General features: G+C 61.1%; 11 protein-coding genes, 1 tRNA gene and 1 rRNA gene (1 of these 13 running past the window's edge). 7 read left to right on the top strand and 6 right to left on the bottom strand.

Features of this window, described 5'->3' with window-relative positions; all coding sequences use genetic code 11:
* The 3 genes from IHQ43_RS12060 to IHQ43_RS12070 all read left to right on the top strand — a co-directional run.
* Positions 1 to 9,952: the 3' portion of a non-ribosomal peptide synthetase gene (locus tag IHQ43_RS12060; protein ID WP_192564531.1), read on the top strand. The gene continues 4,697 nt to the left of window position 1, outside the view; 9,952 of the gene's 14,649 nt are visible here — the last part of the coding sequence; the start codon falls outside the window, past its left edge; the stop codon is at positions 9,950 to 9,952.
* A 66-nt stretch (positions 9,953 to 10,018) separates the two neighbouring features.
* Positions 10,019 to 11,167 (top strand): macrolide transporter subunit MacA, encoded by a 1,149-nt coding sequence (gene macA, locus IHQ43_RS12065; RefSeq protein ID WP_192564532.1) that lies wholly within the window; start codon positions 10,019 to 10,021, stop codon positions 11,165 to 11,167.
* A gap of 2 nt (positions 11,168 to 11,169) precedes the next feature.
* Positions 11,170 to 13,125, top strand: coding sequence for a MacB family efflux pump subunit (locus tag IHQ43_RS12070; protein WP_192564533.1), 1,956 nt, complete (start codon positions 11,170 to 11,172; stop codon positions 13,123 to 13,125).
* Positions 13,126 to 13,190: 65 nt separating this feature from the next.
* Here the strand turns inward: IHQ43_RS12070 and IHQ43_RS12075 are convergent, their stop codons facing one another.
* The 4 genes from IHQ43_RS12075 to glcD form a co-directional block, all read right to left on the bottom strand.
* Positions 13,191 to 13,961 (bottom strand): helix-turn-helix transcriptional regulator, encoded by a 771-nt coding sequence (locus IHQ43_RS12075; RefSeq protein ID WP_192564534.1) that lies wholly within the window; start codon positions 13,959 to 13,961, stop codon positions 13,191 to 13,193.
* Positions 13,962 to 14,921: 960 nt separating this feature from the next.
* Complete coding sequence (gene glcF, locus IHQ43_RS12080) at positions 14,922 to 16,154, bottom strand: glycolate oxidase subunit GlcF (protein WP_192564535.1); 1,233 nt, start codon at positions 16,152 to 16,154, stop codon at positions 14,922 to 14,924.
* 3 nt (positions 16,155 to 16,157) lie between these two features.
* Entirely contained in the window at positions 16,158 to 17,222 is a 1,065-nt protein-coding gene (gene glcE, locus IHQ43_RS12085) for a glycolate oxidase subunit GlcE (protein ID WP_192564536.1), read from the bottom strand.
* Entirely contained in the window at positions 17,222 to 18,721 is a 1,500-nt protein-coding gene (gene glcD / locus IHQ43_RS12090; RefSeq protein ID WP_192564537.1) for a glycolate oxidase subunit GlcD, read from the bottom strand. Before glcD ends, glcE begins: the two co-directional genes overlap by 1 nt.
* A 157-nt stretch (positions 18,722 to 18,878) precedes the next feature.
* Between glcD and IHQ43_RS12095 the strand changes: the two genes are divergently transcribed.
* Positions 18,879 to 19,520: a LysE family translocator gene (locus IHQ43_RS12095; protein ID WP_192564538.1), complete on the top strand. Its 642-nt coding sequence runs from the start codon at positions 18,879 to 18,881 to the stop codon at positions 19,518 to 19,520.
* A gap of 84 nt (positions 19,521 to 19,604) precedes the next feature.
* Here the strand turns inward: IHQ43_RS12095 and yghU are convergent, their stop codons facing one another.
* Positions 19,605 to 20,444: a glutathione-dependent disulfide-bond oxidoreductase gene (yghU, locus tag IHQ43_RS12100; protein WP_192564539.1), complete on the bottom strand. Its 840-nt coding sequence runs from the start codon at positions 20,442 to 20,444 to the stop codon at positions 19,605 to 19,607.
* A 192-nt stretch (positions 20,445 to 20,636) separates the two neighbouring features.
* Positions 20,637 to 21,482, bottom strand: a complete 846-nt coding sequence (locus IHQ43_RS12105; RefSeq protein ID WP_192564540.1) for a helix-turn-helix transcriptional regulator — start codon at positions 21,480 to 21,482, stop codon at positions 20,637 to 20,639.
* 97 nt (positions 21,483 to 21,579) lie between these two features.
* Between IHQ43_RS12105 and IHQ43_RS12110 the strand changes: the two genes are divergently transcribed.
* From IHQ43_RS12110 to IHQ43_RS12120, 3 genes are all read left to right on the top strand, one after another.
* Positions 21,580 to 22,536, top strand: coding sequence for a threonine dehydratase (locus IHQ43_RS12110; RefSeq protein WP_192564983.1), 957 nt, complete (start codon positions 21,580 to 21,582; stop codon positions 22,534 to 22,536).
* A gap of 674 nt (positions 22,537 to 23,210) precedes the next feature.
* Positions 23,211 to 24,747, top strand: a 16S ribosomal RNA gene (locus IHQ43_RS12115).
* An 81-nt stretch (positions 24,748 to 24,828) separates the two neighbouring features.
* Positions 24,829 to 24,905, top strand: a tRNA-Ile gene (locus tag IHQ43_RS12120).
* The last annotated feature ends 21 nt before the right edge of the window (positions 24,906 to 24,926 follow it).

Genomic DNA, 24,926 nt, shown 5'->3' on the forward strand with positions numbered 1-24,926 from the left:
GCGCGGGATGGTTGCCAACGATCAGGCGGCGCTGGAACAGCTCGATATGGTTCAGGCATACGAGCGTGAACAGTTGCTGGTTGCGTTCAACGACACGCACGCTGAGTTTGTGTCGGGGCTGACGATTGCGCAGCGATTCGAGGCGCAAGTGATCGAGCGACCCGAAGCGGTTGCGGCGGTCTGCCAAGGGCAGGCGTTGACCTTTGCCGAACTGAACCAACAGGCCAACACCCTGGCCCATCATCTGATCGGGCTGGGTGTTCGCCCCGATGATCGGGTGGCCATCGTTGCCCGGCGTGGGCTCGACACGCTGATCGGGCTGGTGGCCATTCTCAAGGCCGGCGCCGGTTATGTGCCAGTGGATCCGGCACACCCGGCGGAGCGCTTGAACTATCTGCTGAGCGACAGTGCTCCCGTGGCGGTGCTGTGCCTGAGTGATTTGCGCGAACGCCTGCCGGCGCTGAACGTCCCGGTGATCGACCTCGATTTGCAGGTCTGGCCGGACTCCGAAACCGGCAATCCGCAAGTGCCGGGGCTGACCAGCGAACACCTGGCCTACGTCATCTACACCTCGGGCTCCACCGGTTTGCCCAAAGGCGTGATGGTCGAACACCACACCCTGAGCAACCTCGTCGACTGGCACTGCAAGGCGTTCGACTTGTGCGCCGGTCGCCACACTTCAAGCCTTGCCGGTTTCGGCTTCGACGCCATGGCCTGGGAAGTCTGGCCGGCCCTGTGCGCCGGCGCGACCCTGCACCTGGCGCCGGCCCGCGATGGCAGCGAAGACGTGGACGCGTTGCTCGATTGGTGGCGCGCGCAGCCGCTGGACGTGAGCTTCCTGCCCACGCCGGTGGCCGAATACGCCTTCAGCCAGAACCTCGAACACCCGACCCTGCGCACGCTGCTGATCGGTGGCGACCGCTTGCGTCAGTTCAACCGTCAGCAGTCGTTCGATGTGGTCAACAACTACGGCCCGACCGAGGCAACGGTGGTTGCCACCTCGGGCATCGTTGAAGCGGGGCAGGCGTTGCACATCGGCAAACCGATCGCCAACGCGACGGTGTACCTGCTCGATGAGCAGCTGCGTCCGGTGCCGGTCGGCGTGGCCGGGGAGCTTTATGTGGGCGGCGCCGGTGTGGCCCGGGGTTACCTGAATCGTCCGGATCTGACTGAAGAACGTTTCGTAAACGACCCGTTCAACCACGGGCGCATGTACCGCACAGGTGACCTGGCCCGCTGGCGCGCCGACGGTTCCATCGAATACCTGGGGCGTAACGACGATCAGGTGAAAATCCGTGGTGTGCGGGTCGAACTCGGCGAAATCGAAACCCGCCTCAACCAATTGCCCGGCATTCAGGAGGCGGTGCTGGTGGCCCGCGAAGACGAACCCGGCCAGGTGCGGCTGGTGGCGTATTTCACCGAGCAGCCACAGGTCGAGCCGTTGGCCATGGCCGAGTTGCGGGCGCACTTGCTGAGCCAGTTGCCGGAATACATGGTGCCGGCCGCGTTCGTCAGACTCGACGCGCTACCACTGACCGCCAACGGCAAGGTCGACCGCAAGGCGCTGCCGGTGCCGGATCGCAGTGCCTTGTTCACCCGCGACTATCAGGCGCCGCAAGGTGAACTGGAAACCACCCTGGCGCAGATCTGGGCCGAAGTGCTGCAAGTCGAACAGGTCGGGCGTCAGGATCACTTTTTCGAACTGGGCGGCCACTCGTTGCTGGCGATGCGCATGCTGTCTCAGGTACGCCAGCGGCTGGGGGTGGAACTGACCCTCGCCGAGCTGTTCGCCAACGCCGAACTCGCCGCTGTGGCCGAGGTGCTGGCCGAGGCCGGGCGCTGCACGCAACCGGCAATCAGGCCGGCGCCACGCGAGGGCGCGCTGCCGTTGTCGTTCGCCCAGCAACGCTTGTGGTTCATGTCCCAGCTGGAAGGCGCCAACACCGCTTACAACATTCCGCTCGGCCTGCGCCTGCGCGGTCGCCTCGATGAAGCGGCCCTGCAACGGGCACTGGCGCGGATCGTCGAGCGTCACGAAACCCTGCGCAGCCGTTTTGCCCAGTTCAACGAGGAAGCCCAGGTGCTGATCGCGCCGCTCGACAGCGGTGTGCTGTTGCGGGTCGAAGACTTGCGCCAGCACCCGCAGGCCGACGAAGCCTTGCAGGCACTGATTCAGGGCGAAGCGTCGGGGCCGTTCGATTTGCAGGACGATCCACTGATTCGCGGGCGTCTGGTGCGACTCGCCGATGATCATCATGTGCTGTTGCTGACCCTGCACCACATCGTCTCCGATGGCTGGTCGATGGGTGTGCTGACCCGCGAGCTGATGGCGCTGTATCAGGCGTTCAGCCATGGCGAGGCCGATCCGCTGCCGCCGCTGGCGTTGCAGTACACCGACTACGCCGTGTGGCAGCGCCGCTGGCTGAGCGGTGAAGTCTTGCAGCGTCAGAGCGATTACTGGCAGCAGACCCTGGCCGGTGCGCCGGCACTGTTGATGTTGCCGACCGATCGTCCACGCCCGGCCCAGCAGGATTACGCCGGCAGCAGTGTCGACATCCGGCTGGATGAACGTTTGAGCGCAGGCCTCAAGGCGCTGTGTCAGCGGCACGGCGTGACGCCGTACATGGCGGTCATGAGCGCGTGGGCGATGTTGCTCGGTCGCTTGTCCGGGCAGTCGGACGTGGTGATCGGCTCACCGGTCGCCAACCGCAACCGGGCGGAAATCGAAGGGCTGATCGGGTTGTTCGTCAACACGCTGGCCGTGCGCATCGACACCTCGGGCGCGCTGAGCGTCGAGGCGCTGCTGGCGCGGGTCAAGGCGTGCACGCTTGCGGCGCAGGCTCATCAGGATCTGCCGTTCGAACAGGTGGTGGAAATCACCCGGCCGGTGCGCAGCCTGTCCCACAGCCCGTTGTTCCAGACGCTGCTGAGCTGGGACAGCGGCAGCGGTGCGACGCTGGTTCTTGGTGACCTGACGCTGGAAGGCGTTGCCGAGCCGAGCTACTTTGCCAAGTTCGATCTGTCGCTGACGTTGGGTGAGGCGCAAGGCGTGATCCGGGGTTCGCTGGAATACGCCACGGCGCTGTTCGATGAATCGACGGTTCAGCGTTATGCCGGTTACTTGCAACAGCTGTTGCAGGCCATGGTCGGCAATGATCAGGCGCTGCTGGAGCAGGTGGATGTGCTGGCGGAGGATGAGCGTCGACATTTGTTGCATGGCTTCAATGCCACTGACGTTGATTACGACCTTGAGCAAAGCATTCATGGCTTGTTCGAGGCGCAGGTCTTGCGGTCGCCGCAGGCTGTGGCGGTGCTTTCCGGTGAACAACGACTGAGTTATGCCGAGCTGAACGCTCGGGCCAACCGTTTGGCCCATCACCTGCGCGGACTGGGCGTTGGCCCGGATGCGCGAGTGGCGATCTGCGTCGAGCGGGGGCTGGAGATGGTGGTCGGGTTGCTGGCCATTCTGAAGGCCGGCGGCGGTTATGTGCCGCTGGATCCGGCGTATCCGTTGGAGCGTCTGGCGTACATGCTGGAGGACAGCGCGCCGTCGGCGGTGTTGGTGCAGGGTTCGACTCGCGGGTTGTTGGGTGAGGTCGCGGTGCCGGTGGTCGATCTGGATCACGACACCTGGCAATCGCTCTCGGCCGACAATCTTTCGGTCGATGGACTGACCCCGCAACACACGGCCTACGTGATCTACACCTCAGGTTCGACCGGTCAGCCGAAAGGCGTGATCAACGAGCACAGTGGTGTGGTCAACCGCTTGCTGTGGATGCAGGACGCCTATCGCCTTGGCTTCGAAGATGCTGTGCTGCAAAAGACTCCGTTCAGCTTCGACGTCTCGGTCTGGGAATTCTTCTGGCCGCTGATGACCGGCGCGCGACTGGTCATGGCCCGTCCGGGCGGGCACAAGGATCCGCTGTACCTCAGCGAAGTCATCGAAGCCGAACGCATCACCACGCTGCACTTCGTACCATCGATGCTCGACGTGTTCCTCGCCCATGGCGACACCGCGCGTTGCCATGGTTTGCGTCAGGTGATGTGCAGCGGTGAAGCGTTGCCGGGCAGTCTGGTGCGGCGCTTCAAGCAGCAATTGCCGGGTAGCGGCTTGCATAACCTGTACGGCCCGACCGAAGCAGCAGTGGACGTTACGGCTTGGGATTGCGCCGGACCAATTGACACCACACCGGACAACACCCCGATCGGCAAACCGATCGCCAACACCCGCATGTACATCCTCGACGCCCAGCAACAACCGGTGCCACAAGGCGTGGTCGGCGAGCTGTACATCGGTGGCGTGCAAGTGGCTCGCGGTTACTTGAATCGTCCCGAATTGGGCGCTGAGCGTTTCCTTCAGGATCCATTCCAGCCCAATGGCCGCATGTACCGCACCGGCGACGTCGCCCGTTATCTGGCGGACGGCAACATCGAATACCTGGGCCGCAATGATGATCAGGTCAAAATCCGTGGCCTGCGCATCGAACTCGGCGAAATCCAGTCCCGCCTGACCGACATCGGCGGCGTGCAGGAAGCGGCGGTATTGGCCCGCGAAGACGTGCCGGGGGACAAACGTCTGATCGCCTATTACACCGGCGCCCGGCTGGACATCGACGTGCTGCGCGGTCACCTGCTGGAGCACCTGCCGGATTACATGGTGCCGGCGGTGTTCATGCACCTCGATGCTCTGCCGCTCAGTCCGAACGGCAAGCTCGACCGCAAGGCGTTGCCGGTGCCGGATCAGGCCTCGGTGATCACTCGCGAATACGAAGCCCCGGTCGGCGAGGTGGAAATTCTCCTCGCAGGCCTCTGGGCCGAACTGCTCAACGTAGAGCGAGTAGGGCGCCATGACAACTTCTTTGAACTGGGCGGACACTCGCTGATGGCCGTCAACCTGGTGGCGCGGATGCGCCATGTCGGTCTGGCCGCCGACGTGCGCGTGCTGTTCAGTCAGCCGACGCTTGCCGCACTGGCCGCTGCGGTCGGCGATGAGACGGAGACTGAAGTCCCGGCCAACCGCATCGCGCCGGACTGCAAACACATCACCCCGGACATGCTGCCGCTGGTTGCACTGGACCAGCCCGCCATCGACCGCATCGTCACCAGCATTCCCGGCGGCGCGGCCAATGTGCAGGACATCTACCCGCTGGCGCCGTTGCAGGCCGGCATTCTGTTCCATCATTTGTCGGCACCGCAGGGCGATCCGTATGTGCTGCAGGCGCAGTTCGCTTTTGCCGATGAATCCCGGCTGCGGGTATTCGCCGAAGCCTTGCAGGCCGTGATCGAACGCCATGACATCCTGCGTACGTCGCTGTTCTGGGACGGTCTGCAAGAGCCGGTGCAAGTGGTCTGGCGCCAGGCATCGCTGGTGTGTGAAACGGTCGAACTGGACGTTGGTGAAGTCGATGCGCTGAGCCAACTGCGCAGCCGCTTCGATGTCCGGCAGTACCGCATGGCTGTCACGCAGGCGCCACTGATGCGCGTGGTGCACGGCTGGGATGCGGTCAACCGGCGCGTGGTGGCGCTGTTGCTGTTCCATCACCTGGTCATGGATCACATTGCGCTGGAGGTGTTGCGCCACGAGATGCAGTCGGTCCTGCTCGGCGAGGTTCGGCAACTGGCCGAACCGGTGCCGTATCGCACTTACGTCGCCCGTACGCGCTCGGGGCTGAGCGAGGAGGAGCATGAGACGTTCTTCCGCGACATGCTCGGCGATATCGACGAACCGACCCTGCCGTATGGCCAGAGTTCTGTCGCGGACAGCGGCAACGGGCATGCGCAGCGGTTGCTGGACACCGCGTTGAGCCAGCGAGTCAGGGCCAAGGCCAGACGTCTGGGCGTCAGCGCCGCGAGCCTGATGCACCTGGCCTGGGCCAACGTGCTGGGGCAATTGTCGGGGCGTGAAAACGTGGTGTTCGGCACGGTGCTGCTTGGCCGGCTGCACGGCGGTGAAGGGGCCGAACGGGCGTTGGGGGTGTTCATCAATACCTTGCCGCTGCGCATCGATCTGGGCGGGCAATCGGTGAGGGAGGCCGTGCTGGCGACCCATCAGCGCTTGAACCGCTTGCTGCATCACGAACACGCGCCGCTGGCGTTGGTGCAGCGTTGCAGCGCCATGGCGCCAGGAGCGTCGCTGTTCAATGCGTTGTTCAATTACCGCCACAGTGGCGGCGGGGGCACGCCATCCGCTGAGGTCCTAGCGGCATGGCAGGGCATGCAGTTACTCGATGCCGAAGAGCGCAGCAACTACCGCCTGAGCCTGAGCGTCGATGACCTGGGCGAAGACTTCAGCCTGACCGCGTTGACCACGGCCGGGATTGATGCCGGGCGAATCTGTGACTACATGCACCTTGCGGTTGGCAGCTTGTTGCAGGCTTTGGAGCAGACGCCGCAACTGGGCGTCGATCAATTGTCGATTTTGCCGCCGGATGAACGTCGGGAGCTGTTGGTCGGGTTCAACGCCACCCAGCGCGAATACCCGTCGGGGTCGACGGTTCATGGTCTGTTCGAGCAGCAAGTGAAACTGCATCCGCAACATCTGGCGGCGGTGCATGGCCGCGCGACGTTGACCTATGACGAACTGAATCAACGGGCCAACCGACTGGCCCATTTTCTGATCGGGCAGGGCGTACAGCCGGGCGAGCATGTGGCGATCCTGTTGCCGCGTTCGCTGGATCTGCTGGTCGCGCAACTGGCCATCGGCAAGTGTGCGGCGGCTTATGTGCCGCTGGACATCAACGCGCCGGCCGAGCGTCAGGCGTTCATGGTTGAGGATTGCGGGGCGAAAGCGCTGCTGAGCTTCAGCACTGAAATGGTTGATTACGCTGTGCGCCGGATTGATCTGGATTTACTGGAGCTGGGCGTGCAAGCGGTTCATAACCCGGATCTGCCACAGTCCTCGGAATCGCTGGCTTACATCATGTACACCTCCGGCTCTACCGGCACACCAAAGGGCGTGATGGTGCCGCACCGGGCGATCGGCCGGCTGGTGATCAACAACGGTTATGCGGATTTCAATGCGCAGGATCGGGTGGCGTTCGTCTCCAACCCGGCGTTCGACGCCAGCACCATGGACGTCTGGGGGCCGTTGCTCAACGGGGGGCGAGTGGTGGTGATCGATCACGCGACCTTGCTCGATCCACACGCTTTCGGTCAGGCACTGGCCAACACCGGCGCAACGATCCTGTTCGTCACCACCGCGCTGTTCAACCAGTACGTACAGTTGATTCCCGAGGCGCTGAAGGGCCTGCGCATTGTGCTCTGCGGTGGCGAACGCGCCGATCCGGCCGCCTTCCGCCGCTTGCTGGCCGAAGCGCCAAACCTGCGCATCGTCCACTGCTACGGCCCGACCGAAACCACCACCTACGCCACAACCTTCGAAGTGCGCGAAGTGGCAGAGGGTGCCGACAGCGTGCCGATCGGCGGCCCGATCTCCAACACCCAGGTCTACGTGCTCGACGCCCGTCAGCAACCCGTACCGATGGGCGTGACTGGCGAGCTGTACATCGGCGGGCAGGGCGTGGCGCTGGGCTATCTGAATCGCCCGGACCTGACTGCCGAAAAATTCCTGCAAGACCCGTTCAGCGAGCAACCGGGCGGATTGCTGTATCGCACCGGCGACCTCGCACGCTGGCTCGCGCCGGGCCAACTGGAATGCATCGGCCGTAACGACGATCAGGTGAAAATCCGTGGCTTCCGCATCGAACTGGGGGAAATCGAAAACCGCCTGCTGAACTGCAAAGGGGTGAAGGAAGCCATCGTGCTGGCACGTCAGGACGGCCAGGAACCGTTGCGCCTGGTGGCGTACTTCACCGCCGAAGAGGGCGTGGACAGCGCCAGCCTGCGCGAACAATTGCAAGCACGCCTGCCGGAATACATGGTGCCGTCGGCTTGGGTGCAACTCGACGCCTTGCCTCTGAACAACAACGGCAAAGTGGACCGCAAAGCCTTGCCGATCCCGGCGCAGGACGCGCTGCTCAGCCGCGCCTATGAAGCCCCGGCCAATCCGCTGGAGGAAACCCTGGCGCAGTTGTGGGCCGAGGTGTTGCAGGTCGAACAGGTCGGTCGTCACGACAACTTCTTCGAACTGGGTGGCCATTCGTTGCTGGCGATTCGTCTGGTCAACCTGATGCAGCAGAACGGGCTGGAGGTGACGCTGGCCGAGCTGTTCCAGCACGCCAGCATCGAGTCGCTCGGCACCTTGCTCAGCCAGCGTACGGGCACCGAGCAGCAGGACGACGGGCTGGTCGTGGTGCGTGCCGGTGGCACCGGCACGCCGTTGTTCCTGGTCCATGAGTTCAGCGGACTGGACGCCTACTTCCCGGCGCTGGGCCTGCACATCGACGGCGATTTCCCGATCTACGGCCTGCCGGGCATTCCGTTCGGCAAGGCACCGCTGCGCACCATGGAATGCCTCGCCGCACGCATGGTGGACATCATCCGTTCGGTGCAACCGCAAGGGCCTTATCGCCTGGCCGGCTGGTCGTTCGGCGGGGTGCTGGCCTATGAAGTGGCGATGCAGTTGCTCGGCATGGATGAGGCAGTGGCGTTCGTTGGTCTGATCGACAGTTTCGTGCCGCGTCTGACCGATCAGGGCAAGGCGCGCTGGAGCGATGAGCACGCGCACAAGCGCCAATTGTTGCAGCATTGCACGATGTACTGGGCCACGCGCGGCGAGGCGGGACAAACTGCGCTGGCGCATCTGGCGCTGTTGCAGACCGAGCTGGAACAGATCGACTTCCAGCCGCTGTTGAACCGTTGCCGGGAAGAACAACTGCTGCACCCGGACATGGCCGCCGCCGCGCTTCAAGACCTCTGGCACTACCTCGACCGCGAGGTCGCCCACGGGCATGCGCTGGCGCATTACCGGATCAATCCATTGGGCTTGCCGCTGCACTTGTTCCGGGCGCAGGAACATCCGACGGAGCTGTCCCGGCGACACCCGACCCTGGGCTGGTCGGACGAGATTGCATCCACGCTGCTGCGCTGCATCGATGTGCCGGGCGATCACCAGAGCATGATGCAGGCGCCGCATGTGCACGTGCTCGGTCAGGCGCTCAGCCAGGCATTGCAGGCTTTGACTGCCATCGAATCCCGAGCCTATCAGCCACTGCTGACGATCCAGACCGGTCACGCCGGCCATGCGCCGATTTTCTGTGTGCCGGGGGCCGGGGACAGTGTCACCGGGTTCATCCACCTGACCGAGGCGCTGGGGCCGGAGTGGCCGATTCATGGGCTGCAACCCCGAGGCCTCGACGGCGCGACGGTGCCGCACAGCCGGGTCGAAAGCGCCGCCGCGTTCTACCTGCGGGCACTTGAGCAGTTGTATCCGCAAGGACCGGTGCATCTGATCGGGCATTCGTTCGGTGGTTGGGTGGCCTACGCCATGGCGGCTCAATTGCAGGCGGCGGGGCGCGAGGTGGCGTCCCTGACCCTGATCGACAGCGAATCGCCGGGAGGCAACAGCGTCGTGGGCAAGCCGTACACCACGACGGCGGCGTTGTTGCGGCTGATCGAGTCGCTGCAATTGTCCAGCGGCAAGTCTCTGGGCATCGATGCGCTGGCCTTCGCTGAAGCCGATGACCCTACGCAAATGCGCCTGCTGCATGAGGGGATGGTCCATGCGGGTGTGCTGTCTGAACGTGCGTCAGTCGATGCGATGCAGGGCCCTGTGCGCACCTTCGCCACCGCGCTGCGCACGGTCTATCGGCCGGCGCTGGCCTACACCGGGCCGGTGCGTCTGGCGCTGGTGGACGACCCGACCCTGGATGCAACGGGCAACCAGCGCGAACAGGCGGCGATGCTCGAAGGCTGGCAGCGCGAGGCCAGGGATCTGGCGGTGTGGTACGGCCCCGGCAACCACTTCACGATTCTCAAGGCGCCCAACGTCTTCAGTCTCGCGGCGTGGTGGCATGACGGGCTGACGGTGGCGGCGGGTCAAGTGTTGTCCTGAGTGAAGTTTTCATCCTGGAACCCGGCCGCTGGCCGGGCTCAACCCTGAACGGAATTGTGGTCATTTATGGAACAGTCGAAGTTGCGCAAAGTCGGTCTGGGAGTCGCGTTGACGCTGGTGGCCGGGTTGGTGTTCTACACGGTGCAGGCGCCGGCCGAGGCACCGCAATACCTGACCGCCACGGTCGAACGCGCTGACATTGAAAACGCAGTGCTGGCCACCGGTCTGCTGGAGGGCATCAAGCAGGTGGACGTCGGTGCCCAGGTTTCGGGCCAGTTGAAGTCGCTCAAGGTCAAGGTCGGCGACAAGGTCAAGAAGGGTCAGTGGCTGGCGGAAATCGATCCGCTGGTGCTGCAGAACACCCTGCGTCAGGCACAGGTCGATGAGGAGAATCTGCAAGCCCAACGCCGGGCGACTCAGGCTCAGTTGCGGCAGACCAAGGCGATCTACGAGCGCTATCAAAACCTGCAGGAGGACGCTTCGATCTCGCGTCAGGATTTCGAAACCGCGCAATCGAACTATGAAGTGCAGCAGGCCAACCTGATGTCGCTGGATGCACAGATCAAGAGTGCGCACATCCAGATCGACACCGCCAAGGTCAATCTGGCCTACACGCGGATCGTCGCGCCCATCGACGGCGACGTGGTGGGCATCGTCACTCAGGAAGGCCAGACCGTGATCGCCAGCCAACTGGCGCCGGTTCTGCTGAAACTGGCGGATCTGGACACCATGACCGTCAAGGCTCAGGTGTCGGAGGCCGACGTCATTCACATCGCGCCGGGGCAGGAGGTGTACTTCACCATTCTCGGCGAGGACAAGCGTTATTACGGCAAGCTGCGCGGCACTGAGCCTGCCCCGCAGAATTTTCTCGAAACTCCGCCCGCCGGCACGCCGAAGCAGAATACGGCGGTGTTCTACAACGCGCTGTTCGATGTGCCCAACCCCGATCATCGCCTGCGTATTTCCATGACGGCTCAGGTCCGGGTGGTGCTCGATACCGCCAAATCGGTGCTGACGATTCCGGTGGCCGCGCTGGGGCCGCGCAACAACGACGGCAGTTTCCCGGTGCGGGTGCTGGACGCCAAGGGCCAGGCGCAGTCGCGCAATGTGCAGACCGGGATCAACAACAACGTCAAGGTGCAGGTCAACGACGGTCTGGCCGAAGGCGACCGGGTGGTGATCGGTGATCCGGTGTCGAAAGTGGCAGGGGCATGAGCATGAGCGAACCTCTGCTGCAACTGACCGGCATCAGCCGCAGTTTCACTGCGGGCGACCGTGAATTTCTGGCGCTGAAGAATATCGACCTGACGATCCATGCCGGGGAAATGGTGGCGATCATCGGCGCCTCGGGCTCCGGCAAATCGACATTGATGAACATCCTCGGCTGCCTCGATTACGCCACGGCCGGCAGCTACAGGATCAACGGTCGGGAAACCCGTGATCTGGACAATCAGGCGCTGGCCGAACTGCGTCGTGACTATTTCGGCTTCATCTTCCAGCGCTATCACTTGCTGCCGCATCTGAGCGCGATGCACAACGTCGAGATGCCGGCGATCTACGCTGGCACGCCGGAACCGCAGCGTCATGCCCGAGCCCGTGAATTGTTGGCGCGCCTCGGGCTGGAAGGGCACCTGACCCATCGTCCGAGCCAGCTATCGGGCGGTCAGCAGCAGCGGGTGAGTATCGCTCGGGCGCTGATGAATGGCGGCGAAGTGATTCTCGCGGATGAGCCGACCGGCGCCCTCGATACCACCAGCGGCAAGGAGGTGATGCGGATTCTGCTGGAGCTGCACGCGGCCGGGCACACGGTGATTCTGGTGACCCACGACCCCAAGGTCGCGGCCAACGCCGAGCGCATCATCGAAGTCAGCGACGGTGAAATCCTCAGCGACCGCCGCAACGAGCGCGACACCACGGCACTGACCAATGAGGACGCGGTGCCCAAATCCACGGCAGCGCGACGTCTGGTGGCCAGCCTCGGGTTGTTCAAAGAGGCCTTCAACATGGCCTGGGTCGCGCTGATTTCCCATCGGATGCGCACACTGCTGACCATGCTCGGGATCGTCATCGGCATCACCTCGGTAGTGTCGATTTCAGCCATCGGCGAAGGGGCCAAGCGCTATGTGCTGAAGGACATTCAGGCCATCGGCAGCAACACCATCGATATCTATTCCGGCACCAGTTTCGGCGACAGCCGTTCGGCCGCCATCGAAACCCTGGTGCCGGCGGATGTGACGGCGCTCAACCAGCTGTATTACGTCGACAGCGCCACGCCGGTGGTTGGGCGCAATCTGTTGCTGCGCTATCGCAACATCGACCTCGATGCGCAGGTCAACGGGGTCAGCGATCTGTACTTCCAAGTGCGCGGAATCAAGATGGAATCGGGCATTGCATTCAGCGAAAGCGATGCCCGGCGCCAGGCGCAGGTGGTGGTGATCGATCACAACACCCGCCATCGGTTGTTTGGCGAAGGAGTCGATCCGCTGGGGCAGGTGATCCTGATCGGCAACCTGCCGTGCACCGTGATCGGTGTGGCGGCAGAGAACAAGAATATCTTCTCGTCGAGCAAGTCTCTGAATGTCTGGGTGCCTTATGAAACCGCAGCCGGCCGGTTGCTGGGCCAGCGTTACCTGGACAGCATCAGCGTGCGGATCAAGGACGGCCAGCCGAGCAAAGTGGTAGAAGACAACGTCAACAAACTGATGCTGCAGCGCCACGGCACCAAGGATTTCTTCACCAACAACCTCGACAGCGTCATGCAGACCGTGCAGAAAACCAGCCGCTCACTGGCGTTGTTGCTCTCATTGATTGCTGTGATTTCGTTGGTGGTCGGGGGCATCGGGGTGATGAACATCATGCTGGTGTCGGTCACGGAGCGTACCCGCGAAATCGGCATTCGTATGGCGGTCGGGGCGCGGCAGTCGGATATTCGTCAGCAGTTTCTGGTGGAGGCGGTGATGGTCTGTCTGCTGGGCGGGGCCATCGGTATTTCGTTGAGTTACGCCATTGGCCATCTGTTTTCGTTGTTCATCAAGGAATGGGAAATGGTGTTCTCGCTGACCTCGGTGCTGACGGCGGTGTTCTGCTCGACGCTGATCGGCATCGTGTTCGGCTTTGTGCCGGCGCGCAATGCATCGCGGCTCGACCCGATCGAGGCGTTGGCGCGCGACTGAGCGGCGGGTATGAAAAAACCGCCGTCCCCGACAGGACGGCGGTTTCTTTACAGGCGTGTGAGCGGTCAGGCCGCGTTGGACGGGTCGCAGGCGGCCGGACAGTCTTCAGGTGAATACATCCAGCGCATCAGCGAATGACGGCCGCTGATCCCCAGTTTGATGGCGGCGCGCTTGAGGTAGCTCTCGACGGTGTTGACCTTCAGTTGCAACTGTTCGGCCAGTTCAGGCGCGGTGCGGCCGGCGAGGAGGCCGACGCACACCTCCATTTCACGGTTGGACAGGCTCAGGCCCAGTTGCTGCACGCGCTCGCAAAAGCGCAGACGCAGGGTTTCCAGGCCTTGAAGCGATGCTTCGGTCGCCGCGGCTTGCGCCTCTGGATCCGCATTCGCCGGTTGCAGGGCGTGAATGTGTTTTTCCACCATGGGCAGCAACACCGGGGAGATGTCCTGCAACAGGCTGCGCTCCCGGGCGGAAAACCGCTTCGACGGGCCGCAGCGATACACGGAAATTACATAACGGTAGCCGTCCGTGCGTCGGGTCAGGTGCAACTGCGAAGCGTCGGTCACCGTGGAGGGTTCGGAGGCGGGCACGTCACTGTTGCCGGGATCGGTGCTCAGCTCGGAATACACCGTCTCGGCCGTCAGTGTTGCCTCTTTGGGACATTCCGGATCGGTGCGCGGTTGCGCACGTCCGACCGGCTCCACGCGCATCTGCCGGATATGCGTGGCATCCACGGCCAGTTGGGTGAGGATCAGGTCATGCAGCATCCGCGGAAAATGCCGGCTACCGGTGCTGGCGATGACCTTGCCGATGTGAGGGAACAGATGTGAGTTCATGTGTTTCATCCATGAGTAGCAATGGGGGAATTGCGCTTTCCCGACTCTCCGGCGGATGTCCTTGGCCGGTGACCGCAAATCGGGAAATTGGATCCTATCCTAGTACAACGTTTGAGCGACGGTTTAATGAAGGGGTTATTAGCTCATAACCAGTGTGAGTGACGTCACACGAGCGTCGACGCCCGTGCTGCGGTAACAAGTTTGAAGGTGTTCGAAGTGATTGGTGAAATGTCCTACAGAGACCTTCAGATAAGTCCTACTTATGACAGCTATTAACACGCATAAAAAAGCCCGTTTCAGCCAAAACTGAAACGGGCTTCTTCCCGCATCAACGACCGGTTATTTCAGGTCGTTGAAATGGTCTCGCAGGAATTCGTAAAAGCGGAACGCTTGAAACGATCTCCATACGAGGCTCAGCGTACGCAGCAACAGCTTCATACGTTTTGGCCTCCAGGTCGGGGGCCAAACCTCCAGCGCACTTACCGGATCATGTGTGCCTTCGGACAGGCAGGTCAGTGCTGTCCGTGAGGCGGCCGGTTGTGATCCCTCCGAGCCATCATTCCGGCACGGGTGCAAAACCGTGTCGAAGGGCATGAAGCCGTTATGGTTCCAGCCAAACCTCACGTATGCACTGTCGAGTGAGCGTCCGCATACTAACCTGTCTTATGACGGGATTTTGAGGATCCTGGATAAAGACCTGACAAGTTTTGTAATTCGTTATTTCTGTCAGCATGATTTGGTCTTCTGAACGCCCGTCAAGACTGCCCTCGGCTTGACATAACATCATTCAATACGTTGCAAAATAACGTTGCAACGAAAGCCAAAGGCAAATAGTATTCCGCTACGTCAGTGCTGTCCGTGAGATGCATCAAGCCCCAGCCGCAAACTGAGGCTTGTCGAAAAAAACCGCCCCGCAAAGGCGGTTTTTTTTCGCCCATCGTTTGGCCCTCGACAGCGATCCTATTTCTCGGTCATCGACGGCAACGCGGCATCCACCAACTCGATCCAGTGCCTGACCGGCGTGCGCCCCGCACCGTCGAGGTGGACCTGGCAGCCGATATTGGCGGTGGCGATTACATCCGGATGGCCGCTCTCCAGGGCATTGAGTTTCTGGTCGCGCAACTGCCGGGCCAGTGTTGGCTGGGTCAGTGAGTAGGTGCCCGCCGAGCCACAGCACAGATGCGCGTCCGGCACAGTCGTGAGGTTGAAGCCCAGTCGATTCAGCACCGACTCCACCGCACTGCCTAGTTTCTGTGCGTGCTGCAGAGTGCAGGGGCAATGAAAGGCCAGGCGCTTATCAGCGTGGATGCCAAGGGATTCGAGCGATTCGTCGCGCAGCACCTCGACCAGGTCTTTTGCCAGCGTGCTGACGGCTTTGGCCTTGTCGGCATAAGCCGGATCGGCGCCTAGCAAATGCCCGTAATCCTTGATGAACGCACCACAACCGCTGGCGGTCTGCACGATCGCCTCGGCGCCCTGTTCGATGGCCGGCCACCACGCATCAATGTTGTGGCGGGCGCGGTCAAGTCCGGTAGCCTGAGCGTCGAGGTGATAATCCACCGCGCCGCAACAGCCAGCCTCGCGGACCGGGATCACGCTGATACCCAGACGATCCAGCACCCGTGCCGCTGCCGCATTGGTATTGGGTGACAAACCCGGCTGTACGCAACCCTCCAGCATCAGCACTTGCCTTGCATGGCGGATGACAGGATGTGATGCAGGCATCACCGCGTTGCCTGGCAATTTGTCTTGCAAGGCATCGGGCAGTAGCGCCCGGAACATCTGACCGCCAGTGACCAACCCTTTGAACAGCTGTGGATTGGGCACTACGATTCGAAGCCCTTCGCGCAACAGACGCTGCCCAAACGGGCGCGGGACGGCGGCGTCCACCACCGCTCGGCCGATGTCGAGCAAGTTGTGATAGTCCACGCCGGAAGGGCAGGTGGTTTCACAGTTGCGGCACGACAGACAACGATCCAGGTGTTGCTGGGTTTTCACCGTGACGTCGTTGCCTTCGAGCACCTGCTTGATCAAATAGATTCGCCCGCGCGGGCCGTCCAGTTCATCGCCGAGCAATAGATAAGTCGGGCAGGTCGCATTGCAGAATCCGCAATGAACGCACGTGCGGAGGATGCTTTCGGCTTCTTCGGCGCGGGGCAGTTGCCGGGCTTGCGGGCTGAGGGTGGTCTGCATGGCTCAAAGCTCCGCGTACAGACGCCCGGGGTTGAAAATGCCCCTGGGGTCGAGTTGTCGCTTGAGTTGGCGGTGATAGTGCAGCAGGGCGGGCGCCAGAGGATGGAACGGTTCGTCGATCAGGCCGTGGCTGTAGCAGGTTGCATGCCCGCCGACGTCGCCAACCGCTTTGCGAATGGATGCGGCTTCAGCTGTGGACTTGAGCCAGCGTTGAGCACCGCCCCAGTCGAGCCACTGCTCGCCAGGCAGGTTCAACAGCGGCGTGTTCAGCGGCACGGACAGACGCCAAAGCGGTTGGTCTTCATCGAAAAAGCCCAGGCGTTGCTCGTTGAGATCGGCCCAGAATGAATTGTCGACCAGTTCGCCGCCGAGGCGATCATGGGCGGCCGCTACTGAACCTTCGCCACCCTCAAGACGCAGAAACAATTGCCGGCCATCGTGACACGCAGCACTGATCGGCAAAGGCTGCTGGCCCCATTCGGCCAGGCGCAGCAGTGCTTGTTCGCCGGTCATTTCCAGGCTGAGGCTCAGGCACGTTCGTGGCTTGGGCAGCACCTTGAGCGAGACCTCGGTGATGACTCCCAGCGAGCCGTAACTGCCGGCCATCAGGCGCGACAGATCGTAGCCGGCAACGTTCTTCATGACTTCGCCGCCGAAACGCAGGTGTTTGCCATGACCGGTGATGATCCGCGTGCCCAGTACGAAATCGCGCACCGAACCCGACCAGGGCCGACGCGGTCCGGACAGGCCGGTGGCGATCATACCGCCGACCGTGGCGTCGTCGGCGAAGGCGGGTGGTTCGCATGCCAGCATCTGTTGCGCGGCGTCCAGCACGGCCAGCAATTCTGCCAGTGGAGTGCCGCAGCGCGCGGTGATCACCAGTTCGGTCGGATCGTAGCTGACAATGCCGCGATGGGTGCGGGTGTCGAGTATTTCCCCTCCGACGATGCGTCCGAGAAACGCCTTGCTGTTCGCCCCCTGGATGCGCAGCGGCGTAGCGTTTTCGAGTGCCCGGTTGACCTGTTCGAGCAGCGCGGCGCTGTCATCGAAATCCTTGGTGTCACCCATCAGAACCGCTCCAGCTCGGGGAAGGGCAATTGCCCGTGATGCACGTGCAGCGCACCGAATTCGGCGCAGCGGTGCAAGGTCGGAATGTTTTTGCCCGGATTGAGCAGGCCGCCGGGATCGAACGCTGCTTTCACGGCGTGGAAAAGGGTCAGCTCATCGCTGTTGAATTGCGCGCACATCTGATTGATTTTTTCCCGGCCCACGCCGTGTTCGCCGGTGATGCTGCCGCCGACCCTCACACACAGTTCGAGGATCTTGCCGCCCAGCGATTCGGCGCGATCCAGTTCGCCGGGCCGGTTGGCGTCGAACAGAATCAGTGGATGCATGTTGCCGTCGCCGGCGTGGAATACGTTGGCGACCCGCAAGCCATATTCGGCTGAAAGCTGCGCAATCGCGTGCAGTACAGCGGGAAGCTCGCGGCGCGGGATGGTGCCGTCCATGCAGTAGTAATCCGGCGACAGCCGACCCACGGCGGGAAAGGCATTCTTGCGCCCGGCCCAGAATCGCACGCGCTCGGCTTCATCCCGGGCCTGGCGCAGTTCGGTGGCACCGGCCCGTTCCAGCACCTGGCGAACCCGATTGCAGTCGTCGTGGACGTCCGCTTCGACACCATCAAGTTCACACAGCAAAATGGCCTCGGCGTCCACCGGATAGCCGGCTTGGATGAAGTCTTCGGCGGCGCGGATCGCCAGGTTATCCATCATTTCCAGTCCGCCGGGGATGATGCCGGCCGCGATGATGTCGGCCACGGCGCGGCCAGCCTTTTCCACGGAATCGAACGCCGCCAGCAGCACTTTCGCGGTCTGGGGTTTTGGCAGCAGTTTGACCGTGACTTCGGTGATTACCCCGAGCAAGCCTTCAGAACCCGTGAACAGCGCCAGCAAGTCGAAGCCTGGGAAGTCCAAGGCTTCCGAGCCCAGCGTGAGGCGTTCGCCCTCGACAGTGAGAATCTCTACCTTGAGCAGGTTGTGCACGGTCAGGCCGTACTTGAGGCAATGCACGCCGCCGGCGTTTTCCGCCACATTGCCGCCGATGGAGCAAGCGATTTGCGAGGACGGGTCGGGCGCGTAATACAGACCGAATGGCGCTGCCGCCTGGGAAATGGCCAGGTTGCGCACGCCGGGTTGAACCCGTGCGGTGCGTGCTTCCGGGTCAATCTGCAGGATATTGTTGAAGCGCGCCATCACCAGCAACACACCTTTTTCCAGCGGCAGTGCACCGCCGGACAGTCCGGTGCCGGCGCCCCGGGCGACTACCGGCACCCGCCGTTCGTGGCAGATTCGCAACACGCCCTGAACTTCATCGATGTGCCGGGGCAGAACCACCAGCAGCGGGGTGGTGCGATAGGCCGAGAGACCGTCGCACTCGTAGGGTTTGAGTTCTTCGTGCTGATGAAGGACTTCCAGGGCCGGCCACTGACGCTGCAAGGCTTGCAGGAGCGCGCCCTTGTCGACATCGGGCAAGACGCCGTCGACCTGTTCGTCGTAGAGAATGTTCATGATCGGTGGACGACCCTCCGTTGTCGTTATTCGAGGCCGGGTGCCGCTCTTGCATCATTGGGCCGCCGACACCGAGAAGTAAAGCGTAGCGGTCTGTGGCCCGATGTCCCGTTCGCTCCTGTAATATGCGAACACCTCATCTCAACGAGCCTGGAAATTGGACTCTCACTCGATTCTGGCGTTTACCCTGGTTGCGGCGATTGCCATCGCCAGCCCGGGCCCAGCGACGCTGATGGCGATCAACAACAGCCTGGCCCATGGTCAGCGCAGCGCGATCTGGTCGTCCCTTGGCAATGCCAGCGGTCTGTTTTGTCTGTCGGCCGCTGCCATGTTGGGGTTGGGGGCGTTGCTGGCCAGTTCTGAAATGCTGTTCAACGCGGTGAAAATCATCGGCGCCGGTTATCTGTTCTATCTCGGGATCCGGCAGTTGCTCAAAAAAGGCCCGATGCTCCCGGAGGGTTTTCAGGATGACTCGAAGAAGCTCCGGCCGACGCGTTTCAGACTGTTCAAATCTGCGTACCTGACGGCGGTAACCAATCCCAAGGCTACGATGTTCTTCACCGCGCTGTTTCCGCAGTTCATTGATCAGGGCGCAACCCTACTCCCGCAATTCCTGATCCTGACGTCGATTTTCATGGCCTTGTCGGTGACATCTCTGACGCTCTACGCCGCACTCGCTTCCCGTGCCAAGGGCGTGCTGACCCGGCCCGCGCTGTCTCGTTGGGTCAGCCGGGTGGTGGGAACCACCTTCATCGGTTTTGGCGCGGCGATTCTGACGATGCGTCGGCAGGTTGCCTGAGTGGCGAGGATGGCACCGGGAATTACTGACCAATCCAACGCCTGATAGCTAACCGCCCAGGCGTTGGTCGTCTTTAGCCTGGACTCAACCCAGATCGCTTGCCTGATGCCGCTCCGGAACCTGGCTCGCTTCATCACCCCACGTCCGGTTGACGCGCTGGCCACGAATCACCGCAGGCCGTTCAGCAATCGCTTGCGCCCAGCGCTGCACGTGGGTGTATTCGTGAGCGGAAAGAAACTCGGCGGCAGAGTAGACGTTGTTGCGCACCAGTTGCCCGTACCACGGCCAGACCGCGATGTCGGCGATGGTGTAGTCGTTGCCGGCAAGGTAGGGGCTTTCGCTCAGGCGGCGATCGAGTACATCCAGCTGACGCTTGGTTTCCATGGTGAAACGATTGATCGGGTACTCGAGCTTTTCCGGCGCATACGCATAGAAATGCCCGAATCCACCGCCCAGATAAGGCGCAGCGCCCATTTGCCAGAACAGCCAGTTCAGGGTTTCGGTGCGTCCCGCCAGGTCGGTGGGCAGAAAGGCGCCAAATTTTTCCGCCAGATAGAGCAGGATCGAGCCGGATTCGAATACGCGAATGGCGGGTTCTACACTGCGATCCAGCAGCGCTGGAATTTTCGAATTGGGGTTGATCTCGACAAAGCCGCTGGAGAACTGGTCCCCCTCGTTGATGCGGATCAGCCAGGCGTCGTATTCGGCGCCGGAATGTCCGAGCGCCAGCAACTCTTCAAGCAGAATGGTCACTTTCACGCCGTTGGGCGTGGCCAGCGAATACAGTTGCAACGGGTGCTCGCCAACCGGCAGCGTCTTGTCGTGGGTCGGTCCGGCAATAGGGCGATTGATGCTGGCGAACTGGCCGCCGGACGGCGCGATGTGTTTCCAGACCTTGGGTGGTGCGTAAGACGTATTGCTCATGAAACGGACCTCATCGGTTGTATGCCGGAATGACATGAGCCGCCCAGGGAGGGTGTCGGGCTCTTGTCGAACAGGACACCATAGAAGGGCGTTTGAATGCCACTGGTGATTCGCTGAAATGGTTTGGGTGAAAGACAAGCCCGGCGGATGTCGGGCTTTTGTCATTCAGGGCGTCTCATGTGGCCGCTTCTTCTATATAGAAGAGTGTTGTTTGTCGGTGATAAGGCTATTGAGAGAATCTGTGCGCAGTTGCGCCGGACTCACGCCGAGGCGCTGTTTGAAGGCTGTGGTCATATGCGCCTGCGAGGCGAAACCGCAGGCGAGGGCGATCTGCGAGAGGCTGGCCGTTGTATCGCGCATCGACGCTCGGGCTTTGGCCAGTCGTCTGTCGATCAGGTAGCTGTGGGGACTTTTGCCGGTCACCTGCTTGAACGCGCGCATGAAATAACCTTCGGACAAGTTCAGCAATTGCGCCATCGTTGAAACGCTCAGCGGGCCGCCGAGGCCGGCGTCGATGAATTCATCCAGCAGTCGCATTCGGCTGCCGGTGATTGAGCTTTGATGCGTTACGGTCGCATGGCCCTCAACCCGTTCGGCCAGGTTGAGCGCCCAGCTTTCCCAGTCATCATCCAGTGAAGTTTTCAGCAATGCACTGCGCATACGCGACGCGAGGTGAATGGCCTGCGGGTCGATACGATTGTTGAACGCCCGGTCACCCGCCAGTGCCGTGCCGTCTGTGCGTATCACCCGCAGATACTCACCGCCCTTGGGCGACTCGGACAGCACGTCACAACCAGCGGGAACAAACGCCAGACCATTGGGCATCGCATCGAAGGGGCGTATTCGGTCAGTACCAATGGCGTGTACGCCGCGCTGGCTGTCGAAGGCAAAGCCAATCGCTGACTGGGTCGCCACGTACCGCGCTGAATAGGCTGCGCCTGGTAGCAACTCGATCGCCCACGGACCGGCCTCGACACGACGTATCGGCTCTGCGACGGTTAGGGGGTGGCTCCGGTTTCGATGGCTCATGAACGCCATAGTAGTGAAGGAAGTGCATAAAAGTCAGGTCGGTTTTTTGAAAGCCGACGTGGTGCGTCCGTGCCTAGACTGGGCCAAAGTCCAAGGAGCCACTTATATGCACGCATTCACTCGCGACGACATTGAAAACGCTGCCCGCCAGGTTTATCAGGTGATGCCGCCTACCGCCCAATACCGTTGGCCGCTGCTGGCCGAGCGGTTGGGCTGCACTGTTTGGGTCAAGCATGAAAACCACACGCCGACCGGCGCCTTCAAGGTGCGCGGCGGTATTACCTTTATGCATTGGCTGCGTCGTGAGCATCCGACTGTCAAAGGCATTGTCTCTGCGACTCGCGGCAATCACGGTCAGAGTCTGGCGCTTGCAGCCCGGGCTGTGGGCTTGAAAGCGTTGATCGTGGTGCCACAGGGCAATTCGCTGGAAAAGAACAACGCCATGCGCGGCTTTGGTGGTGAAGTGGTTGAATGCGGGCGCGATTTTGACGAAGCGCGTGAGGAGGCGGCGCGCCTGGCGCAGGAGCATGACCTTTTTCTGGTGCCTCCGTTTCACGTTGAACTGGTCAAGGGCGTGGCGACCTATGCGCTGGAGTTGTTCGGCGCGGCGCCGGATCTGGATACCGTTTACGTGCCCATCGGTTGCGGATCGGGGATCTGTGGTGTGATCGCTGCTCGCGATGCGCTAGGACTGAATACTGAAGTGGTGGGGGTTGTTTCGACGGAGGCCGCAGCCGCCAAGCTGTCGTTCGAAGCGAACGTGATCTGCGAAACCGCATCGGCGAATACCTTTGCCGATGGCTTGGCCGTACGCAAACCGGTTGTGCAGGCGTTCGACATCTATAAGGAAGGGGCGGCGAGGGTAGTCTCGGTCAGCGAAGGCGAGATTGCCGAAGCCATGCGCGTCTATTACACCGATACCCATAACCTTGCAGAGGGCGCAGGTGCCTCTGCGTTGGCTGCGTTGATGCAGGAGCGGGGAAGGATGGAGGGGAAAAAGGTCGGGGTAATACTGTCCGGGGGGAATATTGACCGGTCGGTGTATGCGAAGGTGATTGGCTGATTGGCTGGCGGGCTCGGCATTGAGTGATGGCGGTAGCCGATAGGCGACTGCTGGGCAATATAGTGCGCAGTTGCAGCGTCCCGTCTATATAGAAGCGGCTTTTTCCCTTCTCTTGATAGAAAACTCAAATTAAGGGTTGACGGCAGATTCTGAGTCTCTATAATTCGCCCCACTTCCGGCGCAGTCGAAACGGAAAACTCCTTGAGATTCAATGAGTTAAGTAGGTTTCGGGCGTGGGTCGCTTCAGTTCATCGAAGCCTGGAAGGAGTTGGAAATGCCGGTTCTTTTGGCGCTTTCAACGGTTCGATCTTCTCGGTCGAAAGCGGAGAAAAAGAGGTGTTGACAGCAGCGTGTAACGCTGTAGAATTCGCCTCCCGCTAACGAGAGATCGGAAGCGCAAGTGGTTGAAGTTGTTGAAGAAATCTTCGAAAACTTCTGAAAATAATCACTTGACAGCAAATGAGGCTGCTGTAGAATGCGCGCCTCGGTTGAGACGAAAGATCTTAACCAACCGCTCTTTAACAACTGAATCAAGCAATTCGTGTGGGTGCTTGTGGAGTCAGACTGATAGTCAACAAGATTATCAGCATCACAAGTTACTCCGCGAGAAATCAAAGATGTAACCAACGATTGCTGAGCCAAGTTTAGGGTTTTCTCAAAACCCAAAGATGTTTGAACTGAAGAGTTTGATCATGGCTCAGATTGAACGCTGGCGGCAGGCCTAACACATGCAAGTCGAGCGGATGAAAGGAGCTTGCTCCTGGATTCAGCGGCGGACGGGTGAGTAATGCCTAGGAATCTGCCTGGTAGTGGGGGACAACGTTTCGAAAGGAACGCTAATACCGCATACGTCCTACGGGAGAAAGCAGGGGACCTTCGGGCCTTGCGCTATCAGATGAGCCTAGGTCGGATTAGCTAGTTGGTGAGGTAATGGCTCACCAAGGCGACGATCCGTAACTGGTCTGAGAGGATGATCAGTCACACTGGAACTGAGACACGGTCCAGACTCCTACGGGAGGCAGCAGTGGGGAATATTGGACAATGGGCGAAAGCCTGATCCAGCCATGCCGCGTGTGTGAAGAAGGTCTTCGGATTGTAAAGCACTTTAAGTTGGGAGGAAGGGTTGTAGATTAATACTCTGCAATTTTGACGTTACCGACAGAATAAGCACCGGCTAACTCTGTGCCAGCAGCCGCGGTAATACAGAGGGTGCAAGCGTTAATCGGAATTACTGGGCGTAAAGCGCGCGTAGGTGGTTCGTTAAGTTGGATGTGAAATCCCCGGGCTCAACCTGGGAACTGCATCCAAAACTGGCGAGCTAGAGTATGGTAGAGGGTGGTGGAATTTCCTGTGTAGCGGTGAAATGCGTAGATATAGGAAGGAACACCAGTGGCGAAGGCGACCACCTGGACTGATACTGACACTGAGGTGCGAAAGCGTGGGGAGCAAACAGGATTAGATACCCTGGTAGTCCACGCCGTAAACGATGTCAACTAGCCGTTGGGAGCCTTGAGCTCTTAGTGGCGCAGCTAACGCATTAAGTTGACCGCCTGGGGAGTACGGCCGCAAGGTTAAAACTCAAATGAATTGACGGGGGCCCGCACAAGCGGTGGAGCATGTGGTTTAATTCGAAGCAACGCGAAGAACCTTACCAGGCCTTGACATCCAATGAACTTTCCAGAGATGGATTGGTGCCTTCGGGAACATTGAGACAGGTGCTGCATGGCTGTCGTCAGCTCGTGTCGTGAGATGTTGGGTTAAGTCCCGTAACGAGCGCAACCCTTGTCCTTAGTTACCAGCACGTTATGGTGGGCACTCTAAGGAGACTGCCGGTGACAAACCGGAGGAAGGTGGGGATGACGTCAAGTCATCATGGCCCTTACGGCCTGGGCTACACACGTGCTACAATGGTCGGTACAAAGGGTTGCCAAGCCGCGAGGTGGAGCTAATCCCATAAAACCGATCGTAGTCCGGATCGCAGTCTGCAACTCGACTGCGTGAAGTCGGAATCGCTAGTAATCGCGAATCAGAATGTCGCGGTGAATACGTTCCCGGGCCTTGTACACACCGCCCGTCACACCATGGGAGTGGGTTGCACCAGAAGTAGCTAGTCTAACCTTCGGGAGGACGGTTACCACGGTGTGATTCATGACTGGGGTGAAGTCGTAACAAGGTAGCCGTAGGGGAACCTGCGGCTGGATCACCTCCTTAATCGACGACATCAGCTGCTCCATAAGTTCCCACACGAATTGCTTGATTCATTGAAGAAGACGAAAGAAGCAGCCCGAAATTGGGTCTGTAGCTCAGTTGGTTAGAGCGCACCCCTGATAAGGGTGAGGTCGGCAGTTCGAATCTGCCCAGACCCACCAATTTTGTGTGGGAAACGCCTG

It is taken from the genome of Pseudomonas gozinkensis, assembly GCF_014863585.1.
In the GTDB taxonomy this organism is placed as follows: domain Bacteria; phylum Pseudomonadota; class Gammaproteobacteria; order Pseudomonadales; family Pseudomonadaceae; genus Aquipseudomonas; species Aquipseudomonas gozinkensis.

What these genes read in the sequence shown, in the direction of transcription:
- glcF (WP_192564535.1), bottom strand. Translation starts at nt 16,154, where the DNA reads ATGCAGACCACCCTCAGCCCGCAAGCCCGGCAACTGCCCCGCGCCGAA.
- IHQ43_RS12075 (WP_192564534.1), bottom strand. Translation starts at nt 13,961, where the DNA reads ATGAACTCACATCTGTTCCCTCACATCGGCAAGGTCATCGCCAGCACC.
- glcD (WP_192564537.1), bottom strand. Translation starts at nt 18,721, where the DNA reads ATGAACATTCTCTACGACGAACAGGTCGACGGCGTCTTGCCCGATGTC.
- IHQ43_RS12105 (WP_192564540.1), bottom strand. Translation starts at nt 21,482, where the DNA reads ATGGCGTTCATGAGCCATCGAAACCGGAGCCACCCCCTAACCGTCGCA.
- yghU (WP_192564539.1), bottom strand. Translation starts at nt 20,444, where the DNA reads ATGAGCAATACGTCTTACGCACCACCCAAGGTCTGGAAACACATCGCG.
- IHQ43_RS12110 (WP_192564983.1), top strand. Translation starts at nt 21,580, where the DNA reads ATGCACGCATTCACTCGCGACGACATTGAAAACGCTGCCCGCCAGGTT.
- IHQ43_RS12070 (WP_192564533.1), top strand. Translation starts at nt 11,170, where the DNA reads ATGAGCGAACCTCTGCTGCAACTGACCGGCATCAGCCGCAGTTTCACT.
- glcE (WP_192564536.1), bottom strand. Translation starts at nt 17,222, where the DNA reads ATGGGTGACACCAAGGATTTCGATGACAGCGCCGCGCTGCTCGAACAG.
- macA (WP_192564532.1), top strand. Translation starts at nt 10,019, where the DNA reads ATGGAACAGTCGAAGTTGCGCAAAGTCGGTCTGGGAGTCGCGTTGACG.